Origin of the sequence: Bdellovibrio sp. KM01, assembly GCF_013752535.1 — a bacterium.
Lineage (GTDB): Bacteria > Bdellovibrionota > Bdellovibrionia > Bdellovibrionales > Bdellovibrionaceae > Bdellovibrio.
The window spans coordinates 2,802,263-2,825,620 of sequence record NZ_CP058348.1 but is presented as its reverse complement, the minus strand read 5'-3'; the positions used below and the strand labels follow the sequence as shown (position 1 = coordinate 2,825,620).

Annotated in this window: 23 protein-coding genes and 1 riboswitch; of the genes, 13 read left to right on the top strand and 10 right to left on the bottom strand. The window is 46.2% G+C overall.

Going from position 1 to position 23,358, the window contains the following annotated elements; all coding sequences use genetic code 11:
• The first annotated feature begins 71 nt into the window (after positions 1–71).
• The 3 genes from HW988_RS13695 to HW988_RS13685 all read left to right on the top strand — a co-directional run bounded on the left by HW988_RS13695 (position 72) and on the right by HW988_RS13685 (position 5,481).
• On the top strand, positions 72–1,583 hold the full coding sequence (locus tag HW988_RS13695; protein WP_181604790.1) for a TIGR03663 family protein: 1,512 nt from the start codon (positions 72–74) through the stop codon (positions 1,581–1,583).
• Complete coding sequence (locus HW988_RS13690; RefSeq protein ID WP_255490020.1) at positions 1,583–3,820, top strand: transglycosylase SLT domain-containing protein; 2,238 nt, start codon at positions 1,583–1,585, stop codon at positions 3,818–3,820. The genes HW988_RS13695 and HW988_RS13690 overlap by 1 nt, the downstream gene beginning before the upstream one ends.
• A 62-nt stretch (positions 3,821–3,882) precedes the next feature.
• Positions 3,883–5,481 carry a LysM peptidoglycan-binding domain-containing protein gene (locus tag HW988_RS13685; protein WP_181604789.1) on the top strand — a complete coding sequence of 533 codons (1,599 nt, stop codon included), beginning with the start codon at positions 3,883–3,885 and terminating at the stop codon, positions 5,479–5,481.
• 228 nt (positions 5,482–5,709) lie between these two features.
• On the opposite strand, the gene HW988_RS13680 is transcribed toward HW988_RS13685, so the two are convergent.
• Positions 5,710–6,396 carry a hypothetical protein gene (locus tag HW988_RS13680; protein WP_181604788.1) on the bottom strand — a complete coding sequence of 229 codons (687 nt, stop codon included), beginning with the start codon at positions 6,394–6,396 and terminating at the stop codon, positions 5,710–5,712.
• A gap of 217 nt (positions 6,397–6,613) precedes the next feature.
• Here HW988_RS13680 and HW988_RS13675 point away from each other — a divergent pair, with 217 nt between their 5' ends.
• From HW988_RS13675 to HW988_RS13665, 3 genes are all read left to right on the top strand, one after another.
• A complete protein-coding gene (locus HW988_RS13675; protein WP_181604787.1) occupies positions 6,614–7,162 on the top strand; it encodes a hypothetical protein in 549 nt (182 codons plus the stop codon).
• Positions 7,163–7,228: 66 nt separating this feature from the next.
• Positions 7,229–7,714, top strand: coding sequence for a DUF488 family protein (locus HW988_RS13670; protein WP_181604786.1), 486 nt, complete (start codon positions 7,229–7,231; stop codon positions 7,712–7,714).
• Between the two features lie 426 nt (positions 7,715–8,140).
• A riboswitch (cyclic di-GMP riboswitch) is annotated at positions 8,141–8,214 on the bottom strand.
• Between the two features lie 422 nt (positions 8,215–8,636).
• Entirely contained in the window at positions 8,637–9,098 is a 462-nt protein-coding gene (locus tag HW988_RS13665; RefSeq protein WP_181604785.1) for a hypothetical protein, read from the top strand.
• Between the two features lie 73 nt (positions 9,099–9,171).
• On the opposite strand, the gene HW988_RS13660 is transcribed toward HW988_RS13665, so the two are convergent.
• The 4 genes from HW988_RS13660 to HW988_RS13645 all read right to left on the bottom strand — a co-directional run bounded on the left by HW988_RS13660 (position 9,172) and on the right by HW988_RS13645 (position 11,096).
• Positions 9,172–9,486, bottom strand: coding sequence for a hypothetical protein (locus HW988_RS13660; RefSeq protein ID WP_181604784.1), 315 nt, complete (start codon positions 9,484–9,486; stop codon positions 9,172–9,174).
• Between the two features lie 29 nt (positions 9,487–9,515).
• Positions 9,516–9,797, bottom strand: coding sequence for a hypothetical protein (locus HW988_RS13655; RefSeq protein ID WP_181604783.1), 282 nt, complete (start codon positions 9,795–9,797; stop codon positions 9,516–9,518).
• A 122-nt stretch (positions 9,798–9,919) separates the two neighbouring features.
• Complete coding sequence (locus HW988_RS13650) at positions 9,920–10,204, bottom strand: hypothetical protein (protein WP_142701067.1); 285 nt, start codon at positions 10,202–10,204, stop codon at positions 9,920–9,922.
• A gap of 97 nt (positions 10,205–10,301) precedes the next feature.
• Complete coding sequence (locus tag HW988_RS13645; protein WP_142701066.1) at positions 10,302–11,096, bottom strand: Mrp/NBP35 family ATP-binding protein; 795 nt, start codon at positions 11,094–11,096, stop codon at positions 10,302–10,304.
• Positions 11,097–11,147: 51 nt separating this feature from the next.
• On the opposite strand from HW988_RS13645, the gene HW988_RS13640 reads away from it, so the two are divergent.
• On the top strand, positions 11,148–11,561 hold the full coding sequence (locus HW988_RS13640; protein ID WP_181604782.1) for a hypothetical protein: 414 nt from the start codon (positions 11,148–11,150) through the stop codon (positions 11,559–11,561).
• A 19-nt stretch (positions 11,562–11,580) separates the two neighbouring features.
• Here HW988_RS13640 and HW988_RS13635 read toward each other — a convergent pair whose 3' ends face one another.
• Together HW988_RS13635 and HW988_RS13630 are read right to left on the bottom strand one after the other, a co-directional pair.
• On the bottom strand, positions 11,581–12,039 hold the full coding sequence (locus tag HW988_RS13635) for a hypothetical protein (protein ID WP_181604781.1): 459 nt from the start codon (positions 12,037–12,039) through the stop codon (positions 11,581–11,583).
• A 136-nt stretch (positions 12,040–12,175) separates the two neighbouring features.
• The gene (locus HW988_RS13630) at positions 12,176–12,514 is read right to left on the bottom strand and encodes a photosynthetic reaction center cytochrome c subunit family protein (protein ID WP_220128743.1); all 339 of its coding nucleotides are present in this window, start codon (positions 12,512–12,514) and stop codon (positions 12,176–12,178) included.
• A 180-nt stretch (positions 12,515–12,694) separates the two neighbouring features.
• On the opposite strand from HW988_RS13630, the gene HW988_RS13625 reads away from it, so the two are divergent.
• The 3 genes from HW988_RS13625 (at position 12,695) to HW988_RS13615 (ending at position 15,929) form a co-directional block, all read left to right on the top strand.
• Positions 12,695–14,038, top strand: coding sequence for a glycine--tRNA ligase (locus HW988_RS13625; RefSeq protein ID WP_181604780.1), 1,344 nt, complete (start codon positions 12,695–12,697; stop codon positions 14,036–14,038).
• A gap of 239 nt (positions 14,039–14,277) precedes the next feature.
• Positions 14,278–15,186 carry a hypothetical protein gene (locus tag HW988_RS13620; RefSeq protein WP_181604779.1) on the top strand — a complete coding sequence of 303 codons (909 nt, stop codon included), beginning with the start codon at positions 14,278–14,280 and terminating at the stop codon, positions 15,184–15,186.
• Positions 15,187–15,239: 53 nt separating this feature from the next.
• Positions 15,240–15,929, top strand: coding sequence for a hypothetical protein (locus HW988_RS13615; protein ID WP_181604778.1), 690 nt, complete (start codon positions 15,240–15,242; stop codon positions 15,927–15,929).
• A gap of 30 nt (positions 15,930–15,959) precedes the next feature.
• On the opposite strand, the gene HW988_RS13610 is transcribed toward HW988_RS13615, so the two are convergent.
• On the bottom strand, positions 15,960–16,286 hold the full coding sequence (locus tag HW988_RS13610) for a hypothetical protein (RefSeq protein WP_181604777.1): 327 nt from the start codon (positions 16,284–16,286) through the stop codon (positions 15,960–15,962).
• A 12-nt stretch (positions 16,287–16,298) separates the two neighbouring features.
• The gene (locus tag HW988_RS13605) at positions 16,299–16,607 is read right to left on the bottom strand and encodes a hypothetical protein (RefSeq protein ID WP_181604776.1); all 309 of its coding nucleotides are present in this window, start codon (positions 16,605–16,607) and stop codon (positions 16,299–16,301) included.
• A gap of 292 nt (positions 16,608–16,899) precedes the next feature.
• On the opposite strand from HW988_RS13605, the gene ppdK reads away from it, so the two are divergent.
• From ppdK to HW988_RS13590, 3 genes are all read left to right on the top strand, one after another.
• Positions 16,900–19,617, top strand: a complete 2,718-nt coding sequence (gene ppdK, locus HW988_RS13600; protein WP_181604775.1) for a pyruvate, phosphate dikinase — start codon at positions 16,900–16,902, stop codon at positions 19,615–19,617.
• A gap of 110 nt (positions 19,618–19,727) precedes the next feature.
• Entirely contained in the window at positions 19,728–20,522 is a 795-nt protein-coding gene (locus HW988_RS13595) for an ABC transporter substrate-binding protein (protein ID WP_255490019.1), read from the top strand.
• 49 nt (positions 20,523–20,571) lie between these two features.
• Positions 20,572–21,471, top strand: a complete 900-nt coding sequence (locus HW988_RS13590; RefSeq protein ID WP_181604773.1) for a MipA/OmpV family protein — start codon at positions 20,572–20,574, stop codon at positions 21,469–21,471.
• Here the strand turns inward: HW988_RS13590 and HW988_RS13585 are convergent.
• Complete coding sequence (locus HW988_RS13585; RefSeq protein WP_181604772.1) at positions 21,468–23,210, bottom strand: hypothetical protein; 1,743 nt, start codon at positions 23,208–23,210, stop codon at positions 21,468–21,470. The two genes, HW988_RS13590 and HW988_RS13585, sit on opposite strands and share 4 nt — an antisense overlap.
• Positions 23,211–23,358 lie beyond the last annotated feature (148 nt).

The window sequence follows — 23,358 nt, the reverse complement described above, 5'->3', positions numbered from 1 at the left end:
TTTGTTCAGATATACCAAGAGAGAGCAGTGAGGGGTTGACTCTGAGGATTCCATCTTTACGATTAATACCAATGAAATCGATTCGCGTCACTCAAATCCAGAAATACATCATTTGGCTTGTCATTCTTCTTTTGACGGTGTTTAGCCGTTTTTATTTATTGACCAATAAGCCCCTGCATTTTGATGAAGGCATCAACGGCTGGTTCGTTTTGCAGATGAAAATCAATGGTTTCTACAAATATGACCCCACCAACTATCATGGTCCGCTGTATTTTTATCTTTTGCGGGCATTCACCGCGATCTGGGGACACAGTGTTGAGATTCTGCGCGCTGTTCCAGCAGTGTTCTCTGTATTTAGCGTCATGCTTTTCAGCTTCGCCCTGATTCGTTCGCGAGCTGTGCGCTGGTCAATGCTGTTCTTCTTGTTTTTCAGCCCCGCATTTTTGTTTTATGGACGGTCAGGCATCCATGAGATGCCCTTTGTGTTTTTTCAATTGCTATTTGCTTTAGGCATGCTTCGTTGGACCGAAAAATTTGACGGCACATCCTTAGGACTGCTTTTGACAGGCGTTGTGGGCATGGCGACGTTAAAAGAAACTTTCGCGATCACTTTGGCTTCATGGGTTGTGGGGTTGGTGTTTGCGGGCCCGGCTGTGATTCGCCAGTATTTTAATTTTGAAAAAATTAAAGCCGCGTGGTCACACCGTTTAACCTATATGGTTGTGGCATTATTGATTTCTTTTGTTTTGTTATTCACAGGATTCTTACGTAATTGGCCTGGGTTGTTTGATTTCATTAAAGCCTTTTTGCCGTGGATGAAAACCGGCGTGGGCGAAACAGGTCACAACAAAGAATTCCTTTATTGGGTGAAGGTCCTCGCAGATGCTGAGCCTATGGTGCTGTTCGGTGTGGGAATGGCTTTCGTGGGACTTTTCACGAAAGATGCACGCCTGCGCATGGTTTCGGCGTTCTCTTTGTTCCAGCTGTTTGTCTATTCCTGGATCCCTTATAAAACCGTGTGGTGCATTCTTTCTTTGGTTTGGGGTTTTTATTTCGTTTTGGCATTGTATGCTGAAAAAATTCTCGCGCGTCGTGACTGGCGGGGATATCTTTTTGGTTCCATCGTGTTGGTCGGAACCTTGGGCAGCCTTCGCAGTGACTGGCGTTCGGTCTATTCACAGCCCATCGATTTGAATCACCCGTATATCTATGTGAATTCGACATATGAGATGAAGGATTTGCAGAATTTGATTTTGCAAGTGGCCAAGGATCATCCGAATCTTTTAACCGAGTCGGTGCAGATCGGAATGAAAGAACAGTGGCCATTCCCGTGGATTTACAGATCGTTCAAAACTCATTGGGATCTGTGCGCGGATCGCGCCGTTCCTGATGCTTGGCTTTATTATTGTGATACGGCTGGCGAAGCCAATGTGGAAAGCCAGCTCACAGAACAATTCATGAAAATACGTATTATGCTTCGTCAGCAGCGTGAATATTCCGTGGTGTATCTAAAGAAAAGTCTTTTCGGTGAGCTTTATACAGGAGCGTTTCAAGTTGTCGGTCCTGCAAAGGAGAAAGAGTAATGTCTGGAATGTCTCTGTTATTAAAACTTTTGGTGACTAGTGCCACGGCGGCTCCTGCGGCGCCGGCCTCTGTCGTTCGTAAAATCGATATCAATCGTGATCTTAAAGGCACGGGTTATGTGGACCTTTATGATATGGATGCAAAAAAAATCGCCAAGCTTCCGGCACTGGCTCAGCTGAAGGGTCATGAAATCAACGGCCGTTGGAACGAATGTTTGAATCTTTCACCGAAAGTGTTCGCGGCACAAAAAGAACTTAAGGGTTGGGTTGGTCAAGTGTGGTTGCACTGTCTGGACAAAGCTCAGCAAAAGAAAACCAGCTCCGGTCAGGAAGATCGCGTATTGACGGCGATTGCAAAATCCTGGGACCTATTTGATGAAGGCCCTTGGTCACAAGATTTGTGGAATATGTGGGTAAGCCAGGAGCTAAGCTATCTTGATGCCCAGGCAAAACTTAAAAATCGTAAAATCGAGTCCCGCATAGAAAAGCTATTGGACAATGGCTCCAAATTAAACCGCGAACAGAAATCTCAGTGTTATCAAATGCTGGGTGATTTTGCGTTGAACTCAAATGACTACGTTCAAGCGCAGTTCTTGTACGAAGAAGCGCAAAGCATGAAGGATTCAAAATATCTGACCGAAAAGTTAGAGTTTTTGGCCAAAGCCCGCAATCAGTCTGCGAAAGCCGCTGTACCTGTGCAAGTGGAAGCCATCGGCGAGGATGGAAAACTTGAAGAGCGCATTCGTCAGTCTTTAAAACAAAATGATTTAATTCCAGCCCTAAAAGATACAATCAGTTTGTTAAATCAATTTCCAGGTGGTCGCGCGGCTCGCCGTCTGAAAGACAAGCCTTTGGAAATCTATAATTCCATCAGCGATAAAATGGTTGCTGAAAAAGCCCTGGTGGAAATGTCTCAGGCTGATGCTTCACGATTGTTGGAATGGGCGCAAAATCTGCACCGCAAAGGGGAGTGGGCTTCCAGTCTGGTGCTTGCGCAAAAGGCTTACGATAAAAACCATCAATCATCGTCGATCGTGAGCTCCCTATGGGTGGCATCTCGTTCTGCGCACTTTTTGGGTGAGTACGATAAAGCACTCGATCTTTATAATAAATTGATCGTCATGGCCAATGGTTCAGACGAATCTTCCGAAGCTCTGTTCCGCTCAAGCTTAATTTACTATCGCAAGCAAGATTTCACGACAGCAGCTGCACTGCTTGAGCGCTTGGTTCAGCAAGGCAAAGATCGTTATGATCTGAATGCACAGTACTGGTTGGTACGATCGCTTCAGCAATTTAGTAAAGACCGCGCAGATAAAGCGTCTCTGGCTTTGATCGAAAAATATCCATTCTCTTATTATGGCTTGCGCTTGCGTGCTGAAAATCAAAATGGAAAATTAACTTGGCCAGAAGTAACTGATAAAAATCTTGCGCTTGCAGATTCCTTTTATCTTGCGGGAACTCAGAAAAAATCTTGGGACCGTTTTGTCGCCTTGTCGCAGGCGGGGTGGGTCAGCGAAGCTCAGGCAGAACTTTCTGATTTGCCTCCGATGAAAGATCCAACGTTGAAAGTTGCCTTGGCCGAAAAACTTTCCCAGCGAGGGCAGTACTTTACAGCGATCCGTTTCGTGAATGATGCCCTGGAAAATGATCCGCGTTTACGCCAGGAAAAATTCTTGAAAATCGGATATCCAGAAGTCTTCACCAGTCTTTACAAGAAAGAATCAGATCGTTATGGCATCGATGTGATTCTGCTGCGAAGCCTGACTCGTCAAGAGAGTGGTTTCAATATGAAGGCGATTTCCACATCAAATGCGTTGGGCTTGATGCAGATGATTCCTCCGACAGCGCAAGACACTGCGAAACGTTTGGGAATGAAAGTGGAAGTGCCAGAAGATATGTTCCGACCCGAAGTGAATATTCCTATGGGCTCGTTCTATGTTTCCCAGATGTTGGGCCAGTTCTCGCAAAGTGTGCCATTTGCACTCGCAGCATATAACGCAGGACCCTATCGTTTGAAAAAATGGATCGAAGCACGTCCCGAAGTTTCTTCGGCGATGACAGAGCCAGGATCCACTCCCGAGGCGGAGATCTGGGTGGATGAGTTGCCGTGGAATGAGACGAGCTTTTATGTGAAAGCGATTCTAAGAAATACTCTGCTTTATCAGACTATTGGTAAGGAGTCCTACACCGTTCCGCCAATCATTTGGCAAGACTTGCTTACTAAAAAGGCAAAATAAGTACGTTGTTTTATTGTAAAAGTCCTTCGATTTTTGTAGCCTGAAAGCTGTTCGGAGGACTCATGAGGAGACTAGTTACATTAAGTATAGTCCTGGGCCTGCTTTCGGGTTGCGTTCATAAGGAAATGAATGCAAATGGCGAAAAGGCAACAGGGAACGCGGGCAACGAGCCTGCTTCTGAAATCAAAGACATCGGCTCGTTCCGTTTGTCTGATCCTGAGGGTCCCAAGGTCGTAGACCAAGAGTTGGATGTTATCCCTACAGAAATCAATCCGTTGGTTGAAAAATGGATCACGTATTTCCAAGGCCGCGGTCGCGAGCACATGGAAAGATATTTGGCGCGTTCTTCACGCTATGAAAAGCTGATGAAGAAAGTGTTGCGTGACAACGGTTTGCCTGAAGATATTTTCTATATCGCATTGATCGAATCAGGTTTCAGTTCGCAAGCAACCTCACACGCAGCAGCTGTCGGATACTGGCAGTTCATTCGTGGAACGGGTAAACGTTATGGTTTGGAAATCAATCCATTCGTCGATGAACGTCGTGACCCTGTGTTCGCTACTCAAGCAGCAGCAGAATACTTCAAAGGTCTTTATTCCGTATTCGGTTCTTGGTATTTGGCAATGGCATCCTACAACGTGGGTGAAAACCGCGTAAAACGCGAAGTGATGAATCACTACACGCGTGATTTCTGGGAACTTGCGCGCAAAAACCGCCTGCCTAAAGAAACGATCAACTATGTGCCGAAATTCATCGCAGCAAAGTTGATCGCAAAAGATCCAGCTAAGTATGGTTTCGAAGATATCGATTATCTTCCACCGATCGAGTTCGATCACATCACAGTAAAACAACCAGTGAACATGCGCCAAATGGCTGAAAAACTAAACTTGAACTACGAGGACTTCAAAGCATTGAATCCTAAGTTCAAAGGTGAAGTGGCGATCCTTAAAGGCAACGAGTTGATCCTTCGTATCCCACCGGGCACGACAGAGACGGCAACTGTTGCTGCAACGGAATCTTTCGTAACTGACGTGAAATTCATCGCTGACAGCGGCGACACGCAAACTTATAAAATCCGTAAAGGTGACAACTTGAAATCTATCGCTCGTAAGTACAGAACTTCTGTGGCTTACCTTCGCGACCTAAATGATTTGCCAAGAAAGTCACGTTTAACAGTAGGTCGCACGATCTACGTTCCAGATCGCACTCCGCTTCGTGATCGCTCTGACCGCAAAAACAACAGCACTGTAGCTGCGAAAGCCAACGCAAAACCAGCTCCAGAAAAATCAGTTGAAACTGCAGCCGCAGAATTAACTGGTGGCCGTTTTTATGTGGTTCAATCTGGTGACTCTTTGTTCTCTATCGCACAACGATACTCAACAAGCGTCGCTGAGCTGCAAAGAGCCAACAACATCAAACGCAAAAGCAAATTGAAATTGGGCATGAAACTTAAAATTCCAGGCGGAGACAATAGCAGCTCTGCCCGGGAGGTAGCCAAAAGCAAGGTACACGTAGTCCGTAAGGGCGACAACCTGACTGAAATCGCTGCCAAATACAACGTGTCAGTAAGCCAGCTAAAACAGAACAACAAAAAGCTTCGCAACCCAGCCAGCTTGATGGTCGGAACAAGAATCCACATCCCAATCGCCGAAGCCAACTAATGAGAAACCCGCCTAACAAGCGGGTTTTTTGCTTTCTACCCGCAGTGATGAAAAAGGCCCATCCACTTCGTTGTCGGCAGAGCCCTTGCTCTTCGGCGTACTTTGAGTACGCCTACGTGGCAGGTCTCTACCTCCGCCTCGCGGCTGAACCTTTTTGATCACTGCTGCATTCTCGGTAGAAAAAAACCCACTCGAGAGAGTGGGTTTTTTATTTGTATTTGGAGGGAGTTAGTTTTTTGGGATTAGCTTTAGGACCACGTTTTTAAGGGCGTATTTTCCGTTTTTGTATTTCACCGTTACTTCTGAAAGATCTAAGAATGTGCCTTGTCTTAGAGATTCTTCCACTTTGTTAGCGCATGAATATGTTTGCGAGTGGGATTGTTGAACTAAAATTGTAAAGCTCAACATTTTGTTCAGAATGGCAGGTTCGAAGTGCGCTCGGATTGTACAGTGATTGTCTTCGGTCGTCTCCGACAAGCCTTTAGCGATTGCAAAATTATATTCGACAGCAGAAGTATCAGAAAAAGAATCCACCATCATTGAGCCCGAGATAACGCTAGAATTCGTGTACGCGCTTTCAGAGGACGACCAGTTCAGAACAGTCGCAGAAATATCATCCTTTTTATTTTTTGGCGTGCTAGGCGTCGTTTTTTGTTCCTGGCCTTCGCAACGGTTAGCATATTCTTGTTCACGCAAACCCACTGCACAGCCTCTATTCAAAATATTATCGCTAAGAGCCTCGCAATATTCAGCCAGTGTCTTAAAGCCGTGAGCACCGGTGTTGCATCCGTTAAATTCGAATTCGTAAATGAGTGTAGGGTCGACTTTTTTATGTGAAGAGGGCTGACAAGCAGTCAGAAAGCTTAGAGCAGAAACAAGGGTAACTAGGGTCATTAGTGATTGGGTCGTGTTCATGGTTTCTCCATTCGGTTTAGTTTCGCTCCCGAATTGCAGCCATGATGCCAATCCCAATGCTTATTATTTCGAGTTTGAGAGCGATACAATCCAGAAATTTGGAATAAATGGAGTCCTAGAATCCGGAGCTTAGGAATAGCCCCTGCTGACCTCTTATATATTCAATCTGAAGTTGGCCTGCCGGATGCAATGTCCGGTCTCCATCAAGGAGATCACTATGAAATCAAATACTATAAAAAGCCTTTTCTTATCTGTCTTAATGTTGGCTGCTGCAAGCGTGGTAGGGTGTGCCGGTCACGAGGCCTCCGACGACGGCAAACCCAGACTATACACCCAAGGGAATGAGCTGCATTTAACTCGTCTCGAGGCCTACGCCTCCGCATCAATTGATTTTTCTGCAAGTCGGTTTTGGGAGAACAGTGCAGACATCGAAGGGTCATTTAAGGACGTTAAATTCTTACAGTCTGAGGTTCAATCGGCTGAGTTCAAATTGGTGGGGTGGTATGAAATCATCACGAACTTGCCTGGATGCCCAGCGAGAAGTGCGGGCTTTAGCAACCCGCAGTCTGATAACACCTATTCATTTTCAATTACGTTCGAGGATTCCAAAAGAATTGCTAACTCCTGCGTACCTATCGCCGGTGTTTTCGCATATCCAATCCGAATAAAATTAGCTCCAACGCCAATCACATTAGCAGATGGCAGAAAAGCAATCGCCGACAGTGTCACTTTGTACATTAACTACAGAGATTCCGACTTAAAGTAGTCTGCATTTTTCCGACCCCTCTTGGATACAACACCATAGAAAAATAAACTAAGAGGGGAGGCATGAATGACAATCTACACTGTAGGCTATGAAGGTTGCGACATCGACGAATTCGTAGAGGGCCTAAAAAAGAATAAAATAAAAAGAATCATCGACATCAGAAGAAACCCAGTAAGTCGCAAAAAAGGCTTCTCCAAAAATAAACTGGCAGCAGAACTAAAAGAAGTCGGAATCGATTACGTCTATCTAGGAAAAGAACTAGGAGTTCCCTCGGCCTGGAGAAAAGCCGCCAAAGAACACCTCATCACCCGCAAAAAAATGTTCAGCGACTACAAATCCAAAATCCTACCCAAACACCCCAAAGAAGTAGAAGAAGTTATATCTCTATCAAAACAAAGAGGCCGTTCAGCCCTCCTATGCTATGAAAACGAAGCCACCGACTGCCACCGCCACTACCTAACCGAAAAAATAAAAAAACAACTCCCATCAACCAAGGTAGTAGACATAAACGTCCTCCCGACCCAAAAGTCCTTGGGCCTAGCAAGACACTAAAATTCAATATGGAGAGGGGTGATAGAACCGACCGAAGGGGCAAGCACCGAAGTTAACCAAGACCATTTTTTTCTTTCTTCTCTGCTTTTAAAAGCCCGAAAAAAAGCCGTCGTGCGCCCAGATTGATGGGTAGGTGTGTTTGCATAAAAGTCGACCTCCGTGGGCGCATGGATGCGCGCACCCGCCAAAGGCGGGCCACGGCGAAGCACGACGCTGTGTCGACGTTATGCAAACACACCTACCCAGCAAGCTGGGTGTACCGAGAACTAGTTTTAAGGAATTTTAAAAGAAGAGAAGAAAGAAAAAAAAGTGCCTAGGAATAATCATCATTGATAGCTCCTAGGCGAGGGGAATGAAACCAATCCTTTGTAATAAAAAGACCTTCCATTTTGCACACCTCTAAGTTCCCTTAGGTACTCTGTGACCTTTGGCAGCTGGCTGGCAGTGAAGCCCCTGTAGCTTTGCGCCCTACGGTTTCCCGTAGTTTGCCTTGAGGCAAAGGAAGGATCTAAATCCTAACGAGTATAACCCTAGGAACCTCCTTTGAGTTATCGTAAGAATCCGAACCGAACCTTTTGCTTTAGCAATCCTGGTGACGCCTCGTCACTTCGGTGCTTCGTCATGATGGTCGTGAATACGAAACTTCATCACTGTCCTCCTATAGCTGGCCCTTAAGCATTCACCCGAACAAGTCGAGTCTAACAGGCCACTCGGTTTCAACATTTACAGAATAGCTCGATTTTCTTTTTCGACAAAGTGATGGTCATCATTTTCTCAAAACAGTTCGAGATTCGTCTCACGTCGAGAAATCTTGAGTAAAAGCCCCTCGATAAATTGATTGAAAGCACAGAACAGGGCGATTGCTTGCGCTTAAAAAAATATCAGCAAGACTGAAAAAGAAAACAAAAAGAGGATTATAAGAATGAAGATTGCCTTAATATGCAGCAGTTGCTTGTTGTTCTCGGTCTCCTTGGTCTTCGCAAGTGTCGAGCCTGCCTTGATTTACGATGGTTCGCAAATACCCACTATAGAAATCTATCAGATGGAGAATTTAAAAAAGGATCTTCGCGAGCAACTTCAGTTTGTGGATTTTGGAAGAGTGAAGCAGCGACATACTAAAATTAAGTTTGTTAAGTTTAAGAATAATACCAATCATATTGTAACTTGTCGGGGTGCGACTTTTACCGGAGAGGGTTTCGGGTACACAGTGGAGAATTTTGCCGTTGAACCGGGTGAAACAACTGCGATGAAAGTTTCATTTTATGCGAATCCCGCGTCGGCAGTGGGTCGTAAAACCGGCAAGCTTGAAATCCGCTATGCCCATGATGAACCGGGAGAGGAGGATCTTTTTAATATTCAGATGAGGGCACACATTTACAGATAGATTTGCAATGTGAATAAAGACGCCGAGCAATCGGCATCTTTATTCAGGCGCGAGTGGCAAGCTTCAGGGAGAGTTAGTAACAAACTCTGCCGTAATAGTACCAACCATAGCTATAGCAGTAACAGTTGTAACCGATGGGCGCCCATTGGTTCAGATAACACCAACCATAATTGGTACAACATTTATTGCCCCAATAATATTTGGCATCACCTTCATCAAGCTTCGCCATATCCAATTGTTCTTGTTCTGCCGTCGTACTCATCAGTCCTGCGGCTTGCGTTTCAATAGGGAAAAGAGGACGTCCTGAAGGCAGCTGTGATTGCGGAGCCGCGATCGCAGCTGAAGAGAATGCAAGAGCCAGAGCAAGGGTTGCTAATACCTTTCTCATAAAATCCTCCTAATTTAAGTTCACAGAAATTACTTTCCGCAAACGGTTCCAGGATAAATTTGACCGGCATGACTGCAGTAACATTCGCTGCCAATAGGGAAGTCACCCCAACCACAGGATGGAGCAGGACCCACAGGGCAGCACACGCTCATCACATACACGTCATCACTATCGATCTCGGGATCAAGTGCAGATGTAGAATACAATGGTGTTTGATTTTGAAGGGGGAAACGAAGAGTTTCCTGAGTCGAAGCTTGGATCGAGTTTGAGAAAATCAATCCTGTAATGAGTACGAGACAAAACGCTTTCATGATTGCCTCTGGAGTTATAACGGCCACGAATCTAGTTTCGCCCAGCTAATCACCACTCACAAGATACTGTGTTGCGGAACATAGCTGGGACGGACCCATGGCCGAGTCGTTCTATTACAGAACTAGCGGCAAACGTGACCAGAGATGGTGTTGTTGCCACCGTTAGTGCATTTGCATGGAGTGCCTACGTTGAAGTAGTTGTTCAATTCACAGAAACCGCCACCATGGCTTTGGAAGCAGCAGTATTTACCTTGAGTTGCCCATTGAGTTTCGCCAGCAGCTTGTTCAGCAGTTGTAGCGTAAACTTCAGATTGAACAGAAACTGGAAGAATAGGCATTGCAGTTTCAGCTTGTGCAGAAACGCAGAAACCCAAAGCGATCAAAGTAGCAGCGAAGAATTTTTTCATGAGATCCCCCTCAATATGGTTTTCAGTTATTCAACAAACAATCCAGAGTGATGGCAAGTTGTAAAACTTCAATGAAGGGGATTTGTGATCGTTAAATCTACGGCAACATCTCACGCAGTTTGTCAGCGATCGCCATGAAAGCCTGTGCCTCTGCGCCGTTGCTGTTTGCTTCGACGATCGGAATACCCGCTTCACATGCCAAGCCTACAGAGGGGTTAAATGGAATTTCCCCAAGCTTTGCAATACCTTTTTGTGCTGCGTAAGAGTCGATCTCCCCCTTAGGGAAGAGCTGCATTTTTTCGCCATTCACCGGGTTGACCATATAGGCCATGTTTTCAACCATACCTAGCAAAGGGACATTTACGCGTTGGAACATATCGACTGCTTTTTTGACATCAATCAACGCAACGTTCTGCGGAGTGGATACTAAAACGGCGCCGGCCACTGGAACTTTTTGTGCCAGAGTCAGTTGGATGTCACCAGTGCCTGGAGGCAAGTCGACTACCAAGTAATCCAATTCGCCCCAGTTCACATCGCGCAGGAACTGATCCATCGCTTTGAACAACATCGGACCACGCCAGATAACTGCCGACCCTTCCTCGATCAAAAAGCCGATGCTCATTAGCTTGATGCCATAACGGTTAATCGGCTCAAGTTGGTTCGTTTCGGGATTGATGTTTGGTTTTTGAGCAAGTGAGCCCAACATACGAGGAATGCTCGGACCATAGACGTCGGCATCAAGTAAACCAACTTTTGATTTGCGCCCCAAGGCCATTGCAAGATTAGTCGCAACGGTACTCTTACCAACTCCACCCTTGCCCGAGCTCACTGCGATAATATGTTTCACTCCGGGAATAGCGTTTTGTTTTTCGAAAGGATTTGGTGCTGCCATGGTCAGGGACTCCTTGCTAATTTTAAGCTGACAACGAATAATAGACTTTACATGAATAGCCAAGATTTTTTGACGTTGAACCTTGTGGGAGCAGGGGCCTTCGTTGTCTGGTACCTTTTATCTAGAGGTGGGGAGAAAACTCCTACGCGCCTGGACATGAAAGCAAAGGACAGCGCACCGCCGCTCATCGAGCCCGAACAGCCAGCTTCTGCCAAAGAGGTGGGGCCTGTGGCGGCTACGCGCGCAGCTGTTCATCCGGATTTGCAAGGGGTAAGATCCAAAAATCTAAATGTGATCTTTAGCTATAATTCCCATACCTGGGATGCTTACGAAGTTTTAGGCGTGCCCGCTGGGGCCTCGATCAAGACTGTCACCGAGGCTTATCAGACCCAGATCCGTCGTTGCGACAAAGGGTCTATTGAATTTTACGAAACGGCTTACAACGCCATTCTTCATAAAAAATAAAATCAATTTCGATCGTCTATTATCGGGCGTAAAGGCAGCTCACACCACGTCCGCGCACGATGTGCTCCCACTGAAATCGAAGGCGATCCGGATTTAAAAACACCAAATCCTGACTGAGCGGCAAGATCTGAGGACCCAGGTGAGCAACCTCAGTTCTGCGAATGTATTCGTCTTCAGTTTTAGAGGCCGTCGAAACCTTCCCAAAGTCATTGCGGGAAAAGCGCGGGCCTTTATCGATATGGCAAAAGCGAACTGTATCGAGGTCGGTGTCTTTAAGGCGTGGATTTAAAGTAAAGCCGCCACACTGTTCAATCAGGGTGATCGTAGTAGGGCAGTCATCAGCTCCGCCGATCAGGGTGTAAGAGCCTTCGCGACCATCCCACAGGCGTGGAGTTGTCGATGCGAATTCGCTGGTCATCTCGGAGCCATATTTCAGAAAAGTCAGTCCCAACATGAGACAGCACAAAAAGATTTTCATTCTTCGTACTCCCGTTTGCAGAAATTAAAAGCAAGGGGTGTGCGCAGGCTCGGAGAAGCTATAGGGGAGTTAGGGTGGGCATTCTCAAGTTGATGCGGCTAAGGGATGCTGCTGTGCCGAGGATGGGCACACAGTCCTAGTGTGCCTGAGCGGACTGGGGTTCTTTATATTCCGGCATTAGTTTTCCCCGGTGGCACATATAGCAGGTGGCTGTCGGGCCTTTTTTACCGTCAAAACCGTTTTCTTTCAGCATTTGAGTCAGCTTCATGTGCTCTTTGCCGACCTTGAAGCTTTTCTTGCTGTTGTCAGTGAAGTTTTGAACGTTATGACATTCAGTGCAAGTGACGCCAAGTTCACGGGAGATAGTGACCATCTCTTCGCGAATATTTTCTTCTTTTTTAACGAATTTAGGTACGGACTCTGCCGACGTGATTGAACCCACGAAAAACAGAACCGAAAGAAGACTGAAAATCATGAAATTGCGCTGCATAAAACTAGGATCGCCCAGGACCAGGTCCCAGATCAAGAAAGACCCTGTTTTGTTGACTGTATCTGGACCCAAGTGTAACTTCGTGACCTAGCACAAGGCAGTCCTGCCCTGTGTCCAAAACAAACTAGCAACTCCGAAGCCATCGGAGGGGAAAGTAGAGCCTGCATGAGCACTCCTGAAATCAGACCACTTACAGATTTAGCAACCTTGGTCAGCCTTAGCAAACGTCGTGGATTTGTCTTCCAATCATCCGAGATCTACGGTGGTCTTGGCAGCTGCTGGGACTATGGTCCTTTGGGCTCTTTGATGAAATTAAACGTTAAACGCGCATGGTGGAATGCCATGACTCGCAGACCTGATATCGTGGGTCTGGATGCGGCTATTCTGATGCATCCAACTGTTTGGAAAGCGTCTGGTCACGTGGATGGATTCTCGGATCCATTGGTGGACTGTAAAGAGTGTAAAACACGTTTCCGCGCTGACAACACAGAGTCTTACCTTAAAGATAAAAAGTGCCCGAACTGCGGTAGTAAAAACTTGTCTGAAGAGCGTAACTTCAACTTGATGTTCAAAACTCACATGGGTCCTTTGGAGGATTCTGCGAGTGTGGTTTACTTGCGTCCTGAAACAGCTCAAGGTCACTTTGTGAATTTCTTGAACTGCCAACAATCTTCCCGTTACAAAGTGCCATTTGGTATCGCAGCGATCGGTAAGTCTTTCCGTAACGAAATCACTCCAGGAAACTTCATTTTCCGTACGCGTGAATTCGAACAAATGGAAATGCAATATTTCGTAAAACCCGGAACTGACGAAAAATTCTTTGAAGAATGGAAAGAGCGTCGTTTGGCGTTCTATTCCAAATACGGAATCAAAAAAGAAAACTTGAAAGTTCATGTTCACGAAAAGCTTGCGCACTATGCACGCGCGGCGGTTGACGTGGAATACAAATTCCCAATGGGTTTTTCGGAACTTGAAGGTATTCATAACCGTTCTGACTTTGACTTGACTCAACATATGAAGTTCTCTGGTAAAAACCTTGAGTACTTCGACGAAGCGAACAAAGAAAAATTCATCCCATTCGTTATTGAAACAGCTGTGGGTTGTGATCGCTTGTTCCTGGCATTCATGTGTGATGCTTACCGTGAAGAAGTGACGAAAGACGAAGCGGGTAAAGAAGACGTGCGCGTGGTGATGGGGCTTCACCCAGAAATCGCTCCGTTTAAAGTGGCGATCTTGCCATTGTCTAAAAAAGAAGAGCTGACTTCGATTGCGGATAAACTTCGTGATCAATTGGCTGAAGACTTTGATGTGACATACGACGAAGCGGCTTCCATCGGTAAACGCTACCGTCGTCAAGACGAGATCGGAACTCCGTTCTGCGTAACTATCGACTTTGATACAATCAATGACCAAGCGGTAACAGTTCGTCACCGCGATACAATGGTTCAAGAACGTATCCCAATGTCACAATTGAACGCGTACGTGGCTGGAAAAATCAAAAATTTCTAAAAGGTGCCTGCTAAAAGGTGCCTGCCGCTTTTTGGTAGCGATATCGCGTTAAAAAGGGAGCTTATGAAGCTCCCTTTTTTTGTTTCAAATGACCTATGTTCGCTGATGACGCGCTGTGTGTTCGTTGGGATGGCGAACGTTTTTCAAAGGAAACTCAATGTTGCCCGTTCTGAGGGCATAAAAGGTGACAGCACTTTGGTATTTTGATAGCTGGGTCCCTGTTTATTAAGGGAGTTCCGATGAAAAACCTATTGATTGCCGCTTTGGTGATTTTCAATCTTTCTCACGCTTGGGCCGAGGAATCTGATCTTCCGATTCCAGGTGATGATGGTTCGGGTCCGGTGCAACCCCTTCCGGAGCCTCCTTCTGAACAACCCCAAGAGCCAACTCCTTGGCCGAATCCGGAGCAGCCGCAACCTCCACAACAACCGCAGTCACCGACTCAGCCGGTGCCTCGTCCCCCATCTAACGGCGGTCCGGGTGTGGATACTGACGATCAATTTACAATCGGTGATCGTGCGTTGGCGGTACTTGATGGCATGTACATTACCGGAACTGTTGCGGGTATTTCACGGGACGCAAAAATCATCACTGTCCGTAACGAATTCAACGGTCAATTTACTTCCGTCAAAGCGAAGTACGTTGGCGTATGGTTGAACTGCAATAACAAAGGTCACTGCGTTGGTGCAAAAGGTATGTACGAATTCAACCGCGGTCGTAACTACAACCCGGTGGAAATCCAAGGGGTCTACTCAAACGGTTACATGGTCGTCAGAGAAGAATTATCGGGGCGAGTTTACGTGGCGTCGACGAAAGAAGTTTTGCGTGCAACGAATTGTGATCGCAAGACACGTATCTGCAAAGATGACATGGTTCTGACAGAGCCAGTGAATGGCGCTCCGTATTTTGAAACTCGCGTGGCTGAAGTTTATGAAGGAGGCGTGTACTTAATTAATGCTTTGTACAACGGTAAGGACATTCGCAAAAATGGCGATTTGGTAAGACAGGCGACTTGCTATCGCAGCTTATGTGTTGGTCAACAGGTTTACATGGGTACAATCGTTCGTGCTTACGACAACGGCTTCTTTGCGATCCAAGACCCTTATTCTGGTAATTTGACTTTGCGCCCTTACCGCGAGATTCGCTAAAAGGGGCCGCGTAATTTCACGATACACGGCTTCGCTTAAAGGAGCCGTGTTTTATGAAAGCAGCATTGTTTGTCATCTTGGTTTTATTCGCGTTCACGACAACTTCCTGGGCACAGCTTCAAGACTTGCCGAATCCAGGGGATGAATTTCCGCAACCTCTTCCTCCAGATCCTAACGATCCCCCACCTCAGCCCCCGCAACAACCAGCTCCCAAACCACCATCGTCGCCAACTCCTGCACCGGGACGAATTACTATTGGAGATTTTGTGTTATCAGGCCCCTTTAAGGGCGGTCGTTACATCACCGGAATGGTAGTTCAGGTTTCGACTGACGGGCGCACGGTGTGGGTGAGGGATGATGACGACTATCAAGTCTATCAACGGGAATCGCGTTATATTTCAAAACAGATGAAAAAAGGACCGCGCGATATCTGGCCGGGAGATAAAGTTTTAGTAGGACCGTTTAGAAATCAAACCTATTCCGAGGGCACTGTCAGAGCAGTGTACGAGAGGGGCCTTTTCATCGTCCAGGAAAATTATGATGGGGGCAGTTATGTTCGTGATCAAACTTTGGTGGCAAAGAGAATTTCATGTTATCGAAATCTTTGTGCGGAAGACAATGTTTGGGTCGGAGCCCGATCTGGAATTATTCGCTCGGCATTTGATTCGGGGAAATTCACCGTAATGGATATGGTGGACAGGAAATTATACTTGCGCGACTATCGCGATCTTAAAAAGAAATAAAAAAAAGGGGAGCTTAGCGGCTCCCTTTTTTTATTCTGGTCTAGAGAAATAGATCTGAACGTCAAATACGGAACGATAGAGTAACCCAATCACTTGGTCACCGGGTTCGTATTGGCATTTTAAAGCAACTCGTTTAGCGAGCACTTCATCGTAAGGAAGTGCGCAGTAGTTATTTTTCAGATAAAGCGCCTTGGGCCCATCAAAGGAAAGTTCTGCTTCGCAAAGCCCCGTACCTTCTATAGGTTTGATGTCGACAATTTCTGCAACCACTTGTGCATCCAACTGCTTGCAGACAACATTGTCTGCAAGAGCCGAAGAAGTAGCGAAAAATGCGAAAAGAGATAAAACCAACTTCATACAATCTCCAGCTTAGTAAAGGCTGATTTTATCGCTGCCAACTGGCCAATTCAAAATACCATCAACCTGCGAGCCAGCTTGGTGATTGCACTCAAGATAGATCTGGCTGCCGAAATGGCTCACTACGCCTCTCAAAAGTGGACACTCAGAGCTTGGAGTGTATTGGGTGATAGCTACTTGAGCGATGCAAAGGTCACCGCCAGTAGGCTGAATTGTCACAATGCGGCCGATGATTTGGGCTTGTTCGATAGAGCAATCGTTAGCAGATGCAAAAGCAGAAGTGGCAGCTAGCAAAGTCAAAATAACAGCAAAAACTTTCATAAGAATCTCCTTAAAGTCGTTTAAACAGATGCCGCAGTTTTAACATAGCGAGGCGAAGTTCCCGGTATGGAAACCCCAAGCCTGTAAAACCTTGAAAAGGTGTTCACAAAATTGTCACCTAAGTGCTGGTTTTTCTTTGAGATTACGGAACCCCCTGGATCGAGCCCTGGCTCTAATATTGTGAGGGGCGAAGTGTCGAAATATTTCATTGATTCTAAGGGTTTAGCTTGGTCTTATGCTAGGTGTTTCAGACACATTTAAGAGTATTTTAGACAAGCTGGAAGGGAAACTTATGAACCAGAACGTCACCGTTGAGAAACCAACTAACAAAACGACTATTCCGCAGAAATTCGTTTATTTCTTCGCTGCCGGGGATTCTGAAGGCAACGCGGGAATGAAAAACATCCTGGGTGGTAAAGGTGCCAACCTTGCCGAAATGACTTCTCTGGGAATTCCAGTTCCTCCGGGATTTACAATCTCTACAGAGATCTGCACGCACTTCTATGAAGAAGGTGGCAAGCTTCCAGAATGGGTTCGTCCTAAAGTGATCGAAGCCATGCAAAAAGTTGAAACGAAAATCGGTAAAAAATTTGGTGATGTGAGCAATCCGCTTTTGGTTTCTGTTCGCTCCGGTGCTCGTGCTTCCATGCCAGGGATGATGGATACAATCCTGAACTTGGGTTTGAACGATCAAACGGTAGAGGGCTTGGCTAAATCTTCTAACAATCCACGCTTTGCCTGGGATTCTTATCGCCGCTTCATCCAAATGTACTCTGATGTTGTGATGGGTATGAACTCTTCGCTTCTTGAAGTGACTATGGAAGACATGAAGGAAGACAAGCACTACAAACTTGACACTGAAATGACAGTGGACGATTTGAAGTTGTTGGTTAAAAAGTTCAAAGAACTTGTGCACCAAATGACAGGTCAATCTTTCCCTTCTGATCCTTGGGAGCAATTGTGGGGTTCTGTTTCTGCAGTATTCCGCTCTTGGAACACTCCTCGTGCGATTACTTACCGTGAACTTCACAGCATTCCTGCTGCATGGGGCACGGCGGTTAATATCCAATCCATGGTTTTTGGTAACATGGGTGAAGACTCTGCAACAGGTGTGGCGTTCACGCGCAACCCTTCCACAGGTGATAAAGCATTCTACGGTGAATTCTTGATCAACGCGCAAGGTGAAGACGTGGTGGCGGGTATCAGAACTCCGCAACCGATTACCAAAATCGCGGCCGCAGCATCTGGCGTTCAGTCTTTGGAAGAAGCGCTTCCACAAGCTTACCTACAGCTTGTCGATATTTATAAAAAACTGGAAGGTCACTACCGCGATATGCAAGATATCGAGTTCACGATCGAGCGCTCTACTTTGTGGATGCTGCAAACTCGTAACGGTAAACGTACAGCGGCAGCGGCTTTGAAAATCGCTTGTGACATGATCGATGAAAAGTTGATCACGGAAGAAGAGGCCCTTCTTCGTTTGGATCCTTCGTCATTGGATCAGCTTCTGCATCCAACATTGGATCCAAAAGCTCAAAAAACATTATTGGCTAAAGGTCTTCCAGCGTCTCCGGGTGGCGTGAACGGTCAAATCGTCTTCACATCTGAAGAAGCGGTTGAATGGAAAGAACAAGGCAAAAAAGTCATCTTGGTTCGCGTGGAAACTTCTCCAGAAGACATCGCGGGCATGGTCGCAGCACAAGGTATCTTCACAACTCGGGGTGGTATGACATCTCACGCGGCGGTTGTCGCTCGTGGTATGGGGAAATGCTGCGTAGCTGGTTGTGGCGAGGTTGAAGTCGACTATCGCACTGAAACTATGAAGGTGAAAGGCTACGTTCTTAAAAAGGGCGATGTGATCACTTTGGATGGTTCAACCGGCGAAGTGTTCTTGGGCGAAGTTAAAACTATCGAACCAAAATTGGATCAATACTTTGAACGCATCATGAAAATCGCAGATCGCACGCGTAAATTGAAAGTACGTACGAATGCCGATACTCCGAAAGATGCGCAAACTGCTAAAAACTTTGGTGCAGAGGGCATCGGTCTTTGCCGTACAGAGCATATGTTCTTTGGGGCAGACCGTATCGATGCAGTTCGTGAAATGATCATCGCTGATAACAAAATGGACCGTGAAAAAGCTTTGTCGAAGTTGTTGCCGATGCAACGTGATGACTTCTATCAATTGTTCAAAATTATGGACGGCTTACCAGTGACGATCCGCTTGTTGGATCCACCTCTTCATGAGTTCGTGCCTCATACGGATGAAGAAACTAAAGAATTGGCAAACCGTATTGGTACTGACTTTGATCGTCTTCGTTCCAAAGTAAAAGCTTTGCACGAATTCAATCCAATGTTGGGTCACCGTGGTTGCCGTTTGGCGATCACTTATCCTGAGATTTACATCATGCAAGTTCGCGCTATCGCAGAGGCGGCGTGCATGATCATGAAGGAAGGTTTGAAACTTTCAGCTCCTGAAATCATGATTCCACTGGTGGCTACTGACAAAGAGTTGGATATACTTCGTGGTCAGGCGGAAAAAGAAGTTAAAAAAGTTCTAAACGAAAAGAACATGAAGTTCGATTATGCTATCGGTACAATGATCGAGCTGCCTCGCGCGGCTTTGACTGCGGATGCGATCGCTGAACATGCAGACTTCTTTAGCTTCGGTACGAACGATTTGACTCAAACGACGTTGGGCCTTTCTCGTGACGATTCCGGCCGCTTCTTGGGTTCTTACGTTTCTAACGGCATCTTGCCTAAAGATCCGTTCCAATCAATCGACCAGGTGGGCGTGGGCGCATTGGTGAAAATGGGCGTGGATTTGGGTCGTCGCATGAAACCGACTTTGAAAATCGGTGTCTGCGGTGAGCACGGCGGTGATCCAGAATCTATCGAGTTCTTCCACAAAGTGGGACTTGATTACGTTTCTTGTTCTCCATTCCGTGTACCAATTGCAAGACTTGCTGCTGCCAGAGCGGCGCTTCTGACAAAGAAGCTGCATTCTTAACAATCGTAAGGGAGCCTGAGGGCTCCCTTTTTTATTTCGCTGCTATGTATGGCTGCAGACAGCTTCCAAATTGTTTTTCCTAAAACAAAAGTTCTTGATAACTTCTATTTATGTTTAAAAGTTGCTTCGTTTTTTTGGTTGGGATTCTGACTTACACGTCTTCATCTCCTGCAGTTGTAAAGTGTGAGCGGGCTTTCCGCGTGGGGGTGATTCAGAATGAGCCCCTTTATTTTTTGGAAAAAAGTGAGGCACGCGGATCGATGTTGGATACAGTCGATGAGCTTCGAAAACGCACCGGCTGTATTTTTGAAGTTTTAGAAATGTCGCGACCCACGCTGGTGGAGCGGATGAAAAATTCCAGCGTGGATATCACGGTACTATCCATCAAAACTCCGACGATGGACAGCGTGGGACATTTTATTCAAATGTTTCGCAGTTATCGTGCTGTCGTTCTTGCTCCGGATCTGCAAAAAAAGAAATACGATCTTGAGAAAGCACTAGCTGATAAATCGGTGATCTTTGGGGCCTTCATCGGCACGCAAGGCTACTTTCGCGATCAAGAACTGAATCTGCTGCGAGAGCAGGGGCGGGTCCGGCAATTTCCAGATTATGCGACTGTGTTTCAAGCGTTGAAGCGAGGTCAGGTCAAAGTCTTTGTCGGTTCCGTTTCTGTTTCAGACTATTTTTTGCAGAAATATCGAATGCAGGAATTTGGCTTGCAGATCGATCGCAAGGTCCTTACGGGCGTTGGCAGTTATTATTCAAAAAAGCGCATTAGCAGTGCAGATGTTAAGTTGCTCGAAACAGCTTTGGAGGGGATGGTGCGTGATGGAACATTTGCCAAAATTTACGCCAAATATTCCTCCGCTCTTGCTATCCAAAACGCGATTGTTCCTAACGATTAATCTCTGATTGTCCAGTTGGGAAAACCTGAGAAAATCCGATAACGGCATTATGCGTTTTTTCCTGGTTCTCCTTCTGGTACTTTCAATTTCTCCATTGGCGTCCGCTAGTGATGAGCCCTCTCCGCCATTGTGGGAGTGGGGCCTTGGTCTGGGATATATTCGCTACTCTGATTATCCGTCTTCGGATGAGTATTCCGATTTGATGCTTCCCTTTCCGACTTTTCAATATCGTGGTGAATATTTGCGTGCCGACGATCGCGAAGGGGGCCGGGCCTATCTTTTTAAATCAAATACATGGTCTTTGGAGTTTTCCGGAGGAGGTCGACTGCCTCTGGATTCAACCAAGAATTTGGCTCGTGAAGGTATGGAAAACCTGCCCTTGGTATTAGATGGCGGCCCCCAGCTGGTTTGGTCAAGTGGGGGAACGTGGGAGTTTCAATTGGCTCCCTTTCTTTCTGCGGCAGCTTACGGGACGTATATTCGTCAGAATGGAATGCGCTTTAAGGCTCAAGTTATCTATCGTTGGGAAAGCTATGCCCGCGGACCTTTTTCCTCGCCCATTTATATTTCCGGCACAACGGCGCTGGAAATGAATGCTGCTAGCCAAGAATACATGAAAACTTACTTTGAAGTGGACCCGATGTTCGCGACGGCTTCGCGCACGGCTTACAATGCTCAGGCAGGCTTTTTGAATAACAACCTTTCTTACTATCAAAGATTTTCTTCAGGTCGTTTTTCACTTTATCTTGGAGCATCGGTTTCGGACTATACGTGGTCTGCGAATCGCTCCAGCCCGCTCCACAGATCCGATTTGAATGTGGGCTATGGTGTAGGGATGATTTACCAGTTCGGTGAGTCGGCACGACCGTCGGTGGCACCGGAAGACACTCAAGGTGTGATCAACCGCTACAGACAGCAGCGGCATGAACGTCTGATTCCTATCGATTAATTGCACTGGTTTGTCGCAGCAGCATTGTCTCGCAGAGCTAACTGCTGACAGGACGCTGGAATCTGTTTTCCATTCGCAATGTTCAGTTGCAAGGCGCGATACAAAAAGGTTGAGTGCGGATCTGAGGTATCGCGACTGTTCAGGGGATAGAGATTATCCATCAAGGCGCAAGCCATATTACCTGTGGGAATCTGATATTTCGCAGCGAGATTCTGACTGACCTTCGCAGAGAATAGGTCTGCGAAATCTTCATTGGTAAAGTTATCCGATGCCTGCTTCTGTTTGAGGCAGGACTTGGTTACGTCTGACATGTTGCTGTAAGCGTAAACAGAGTGTCCGATTTCATGAGCTACGATCGAAGCACCCAATTCTGGATATCTGACGCTGTACCAGCTGACCATCACGTAACCATAGGCGACTGCATTTTTGTCAGAAATTTTCTCGTCAGGAATTTTCGGACAAAGGTTTTCCTCTTTGGAATAGTCTGCAAACATCGTCATGATCAGCGCCTTGGCATACAAAGACTGGGAATCCAGCTGTTCCAGTCCATCGGTGTCCTCCTGGATACTTGCTGCTTTGGAGAGCAGGGCATTTAACCAAGAGGTGCTATTCTTATCTGAAGTGGGCGGATACATAAATTGTATCGCCTTCACTTTTTCATAGGCCGGGTCCTGCGTGCTAATCAAAGACAGGGCTGATTCGCGAGTTTGCTCTGCCAGGGATTTAAACTTTTCAAGTTGCTCTGTTTGGGGATACAGATTGATCGATTGAAAATAGCGATCTGAGCAATTGTCTCTTAGATCCGTCTGCATGCGTTTGGTATGTTCCGTCTGCAGTTTCTTTTTAGAATAGATCTGGTAAAGCATTTCTGGTGTTAAAGGAGACATTTTCATTAGCTCCGCGATAACGGCCTTGCCTTCGCCAAAAAGAAAATGTTCCAGCCTGTGGATAGAGATGGAGTACTCTGAAAGCTCCTCCATTTCATCCAGATCCAGAGCTTGAGAGGCTTTGATTTTTTCCGTGATATTCGCATCCAGGGAATTTGCGCCGCCGATGATTTTGCTTAGACGCGGAAGATTTTTCTCAATGAAGTCTAATTCCATTTTAGCGGCTTCGATTAATGAAAGCTTGGGATGCATTTGTTGCAGATATGACCATGTGCCCATGTGTTGGTAAATGGCGAAAGCTTTTTGGAAATCGACTTGGGAAAATTTCCCGGTCCAATACAGGGACATTAATGGAATTTTATCGGAATTTTGAAGGGCATTTAACGTTTGGAGAATTCTCAGTTGATCATCACTTAATTTGATATTGGCAAAGTCGGCGTCTTTCGCTTCAAGCTGACTAAGCCATTTTGCAGAGTTGGCTTTGCGTGAATTATAGTAATTTACCAAGGCCGGCTGAATGTAGTCTGCATAATACTTTTTTTGCGCATCTGTGGGTAAAGACGCTGCTTGAGTTGTTTCAATACGGCTTGGATATTTTTGAAATTCGGGGGTGCACAGCTCTGTGGTGCAAGCGTACTCAAGGGGGTAGCTGTTTTTAAAACTTTGGCGAAAGCGGCCGTTCGCTGTAAATCCACGGCTATCGCTGTCAGCGGGGTCCGTTGCAGGTTGAGTTTGATCGGCAATCTCTGCGGGGCTCAGGCTCTCGGGATTTTTCGAGGAGGTATCACGACAAGCAGCCAGATTGGTAGCTAAGGCTAGAGTAATTGCTGTAAGAGTCATGAAATGTCTCATTATGAGAATCTCCCGAATTTAGTTATACACCTGTCAATGTGCTGACATTGAAACCAACACTTATTGGATGTGGTTTCCGAATTTCGAACACGCTAAATATCACTGCGATGATGATGCCGAAAAACTAAACAGTGCCGTGTGTTATGGT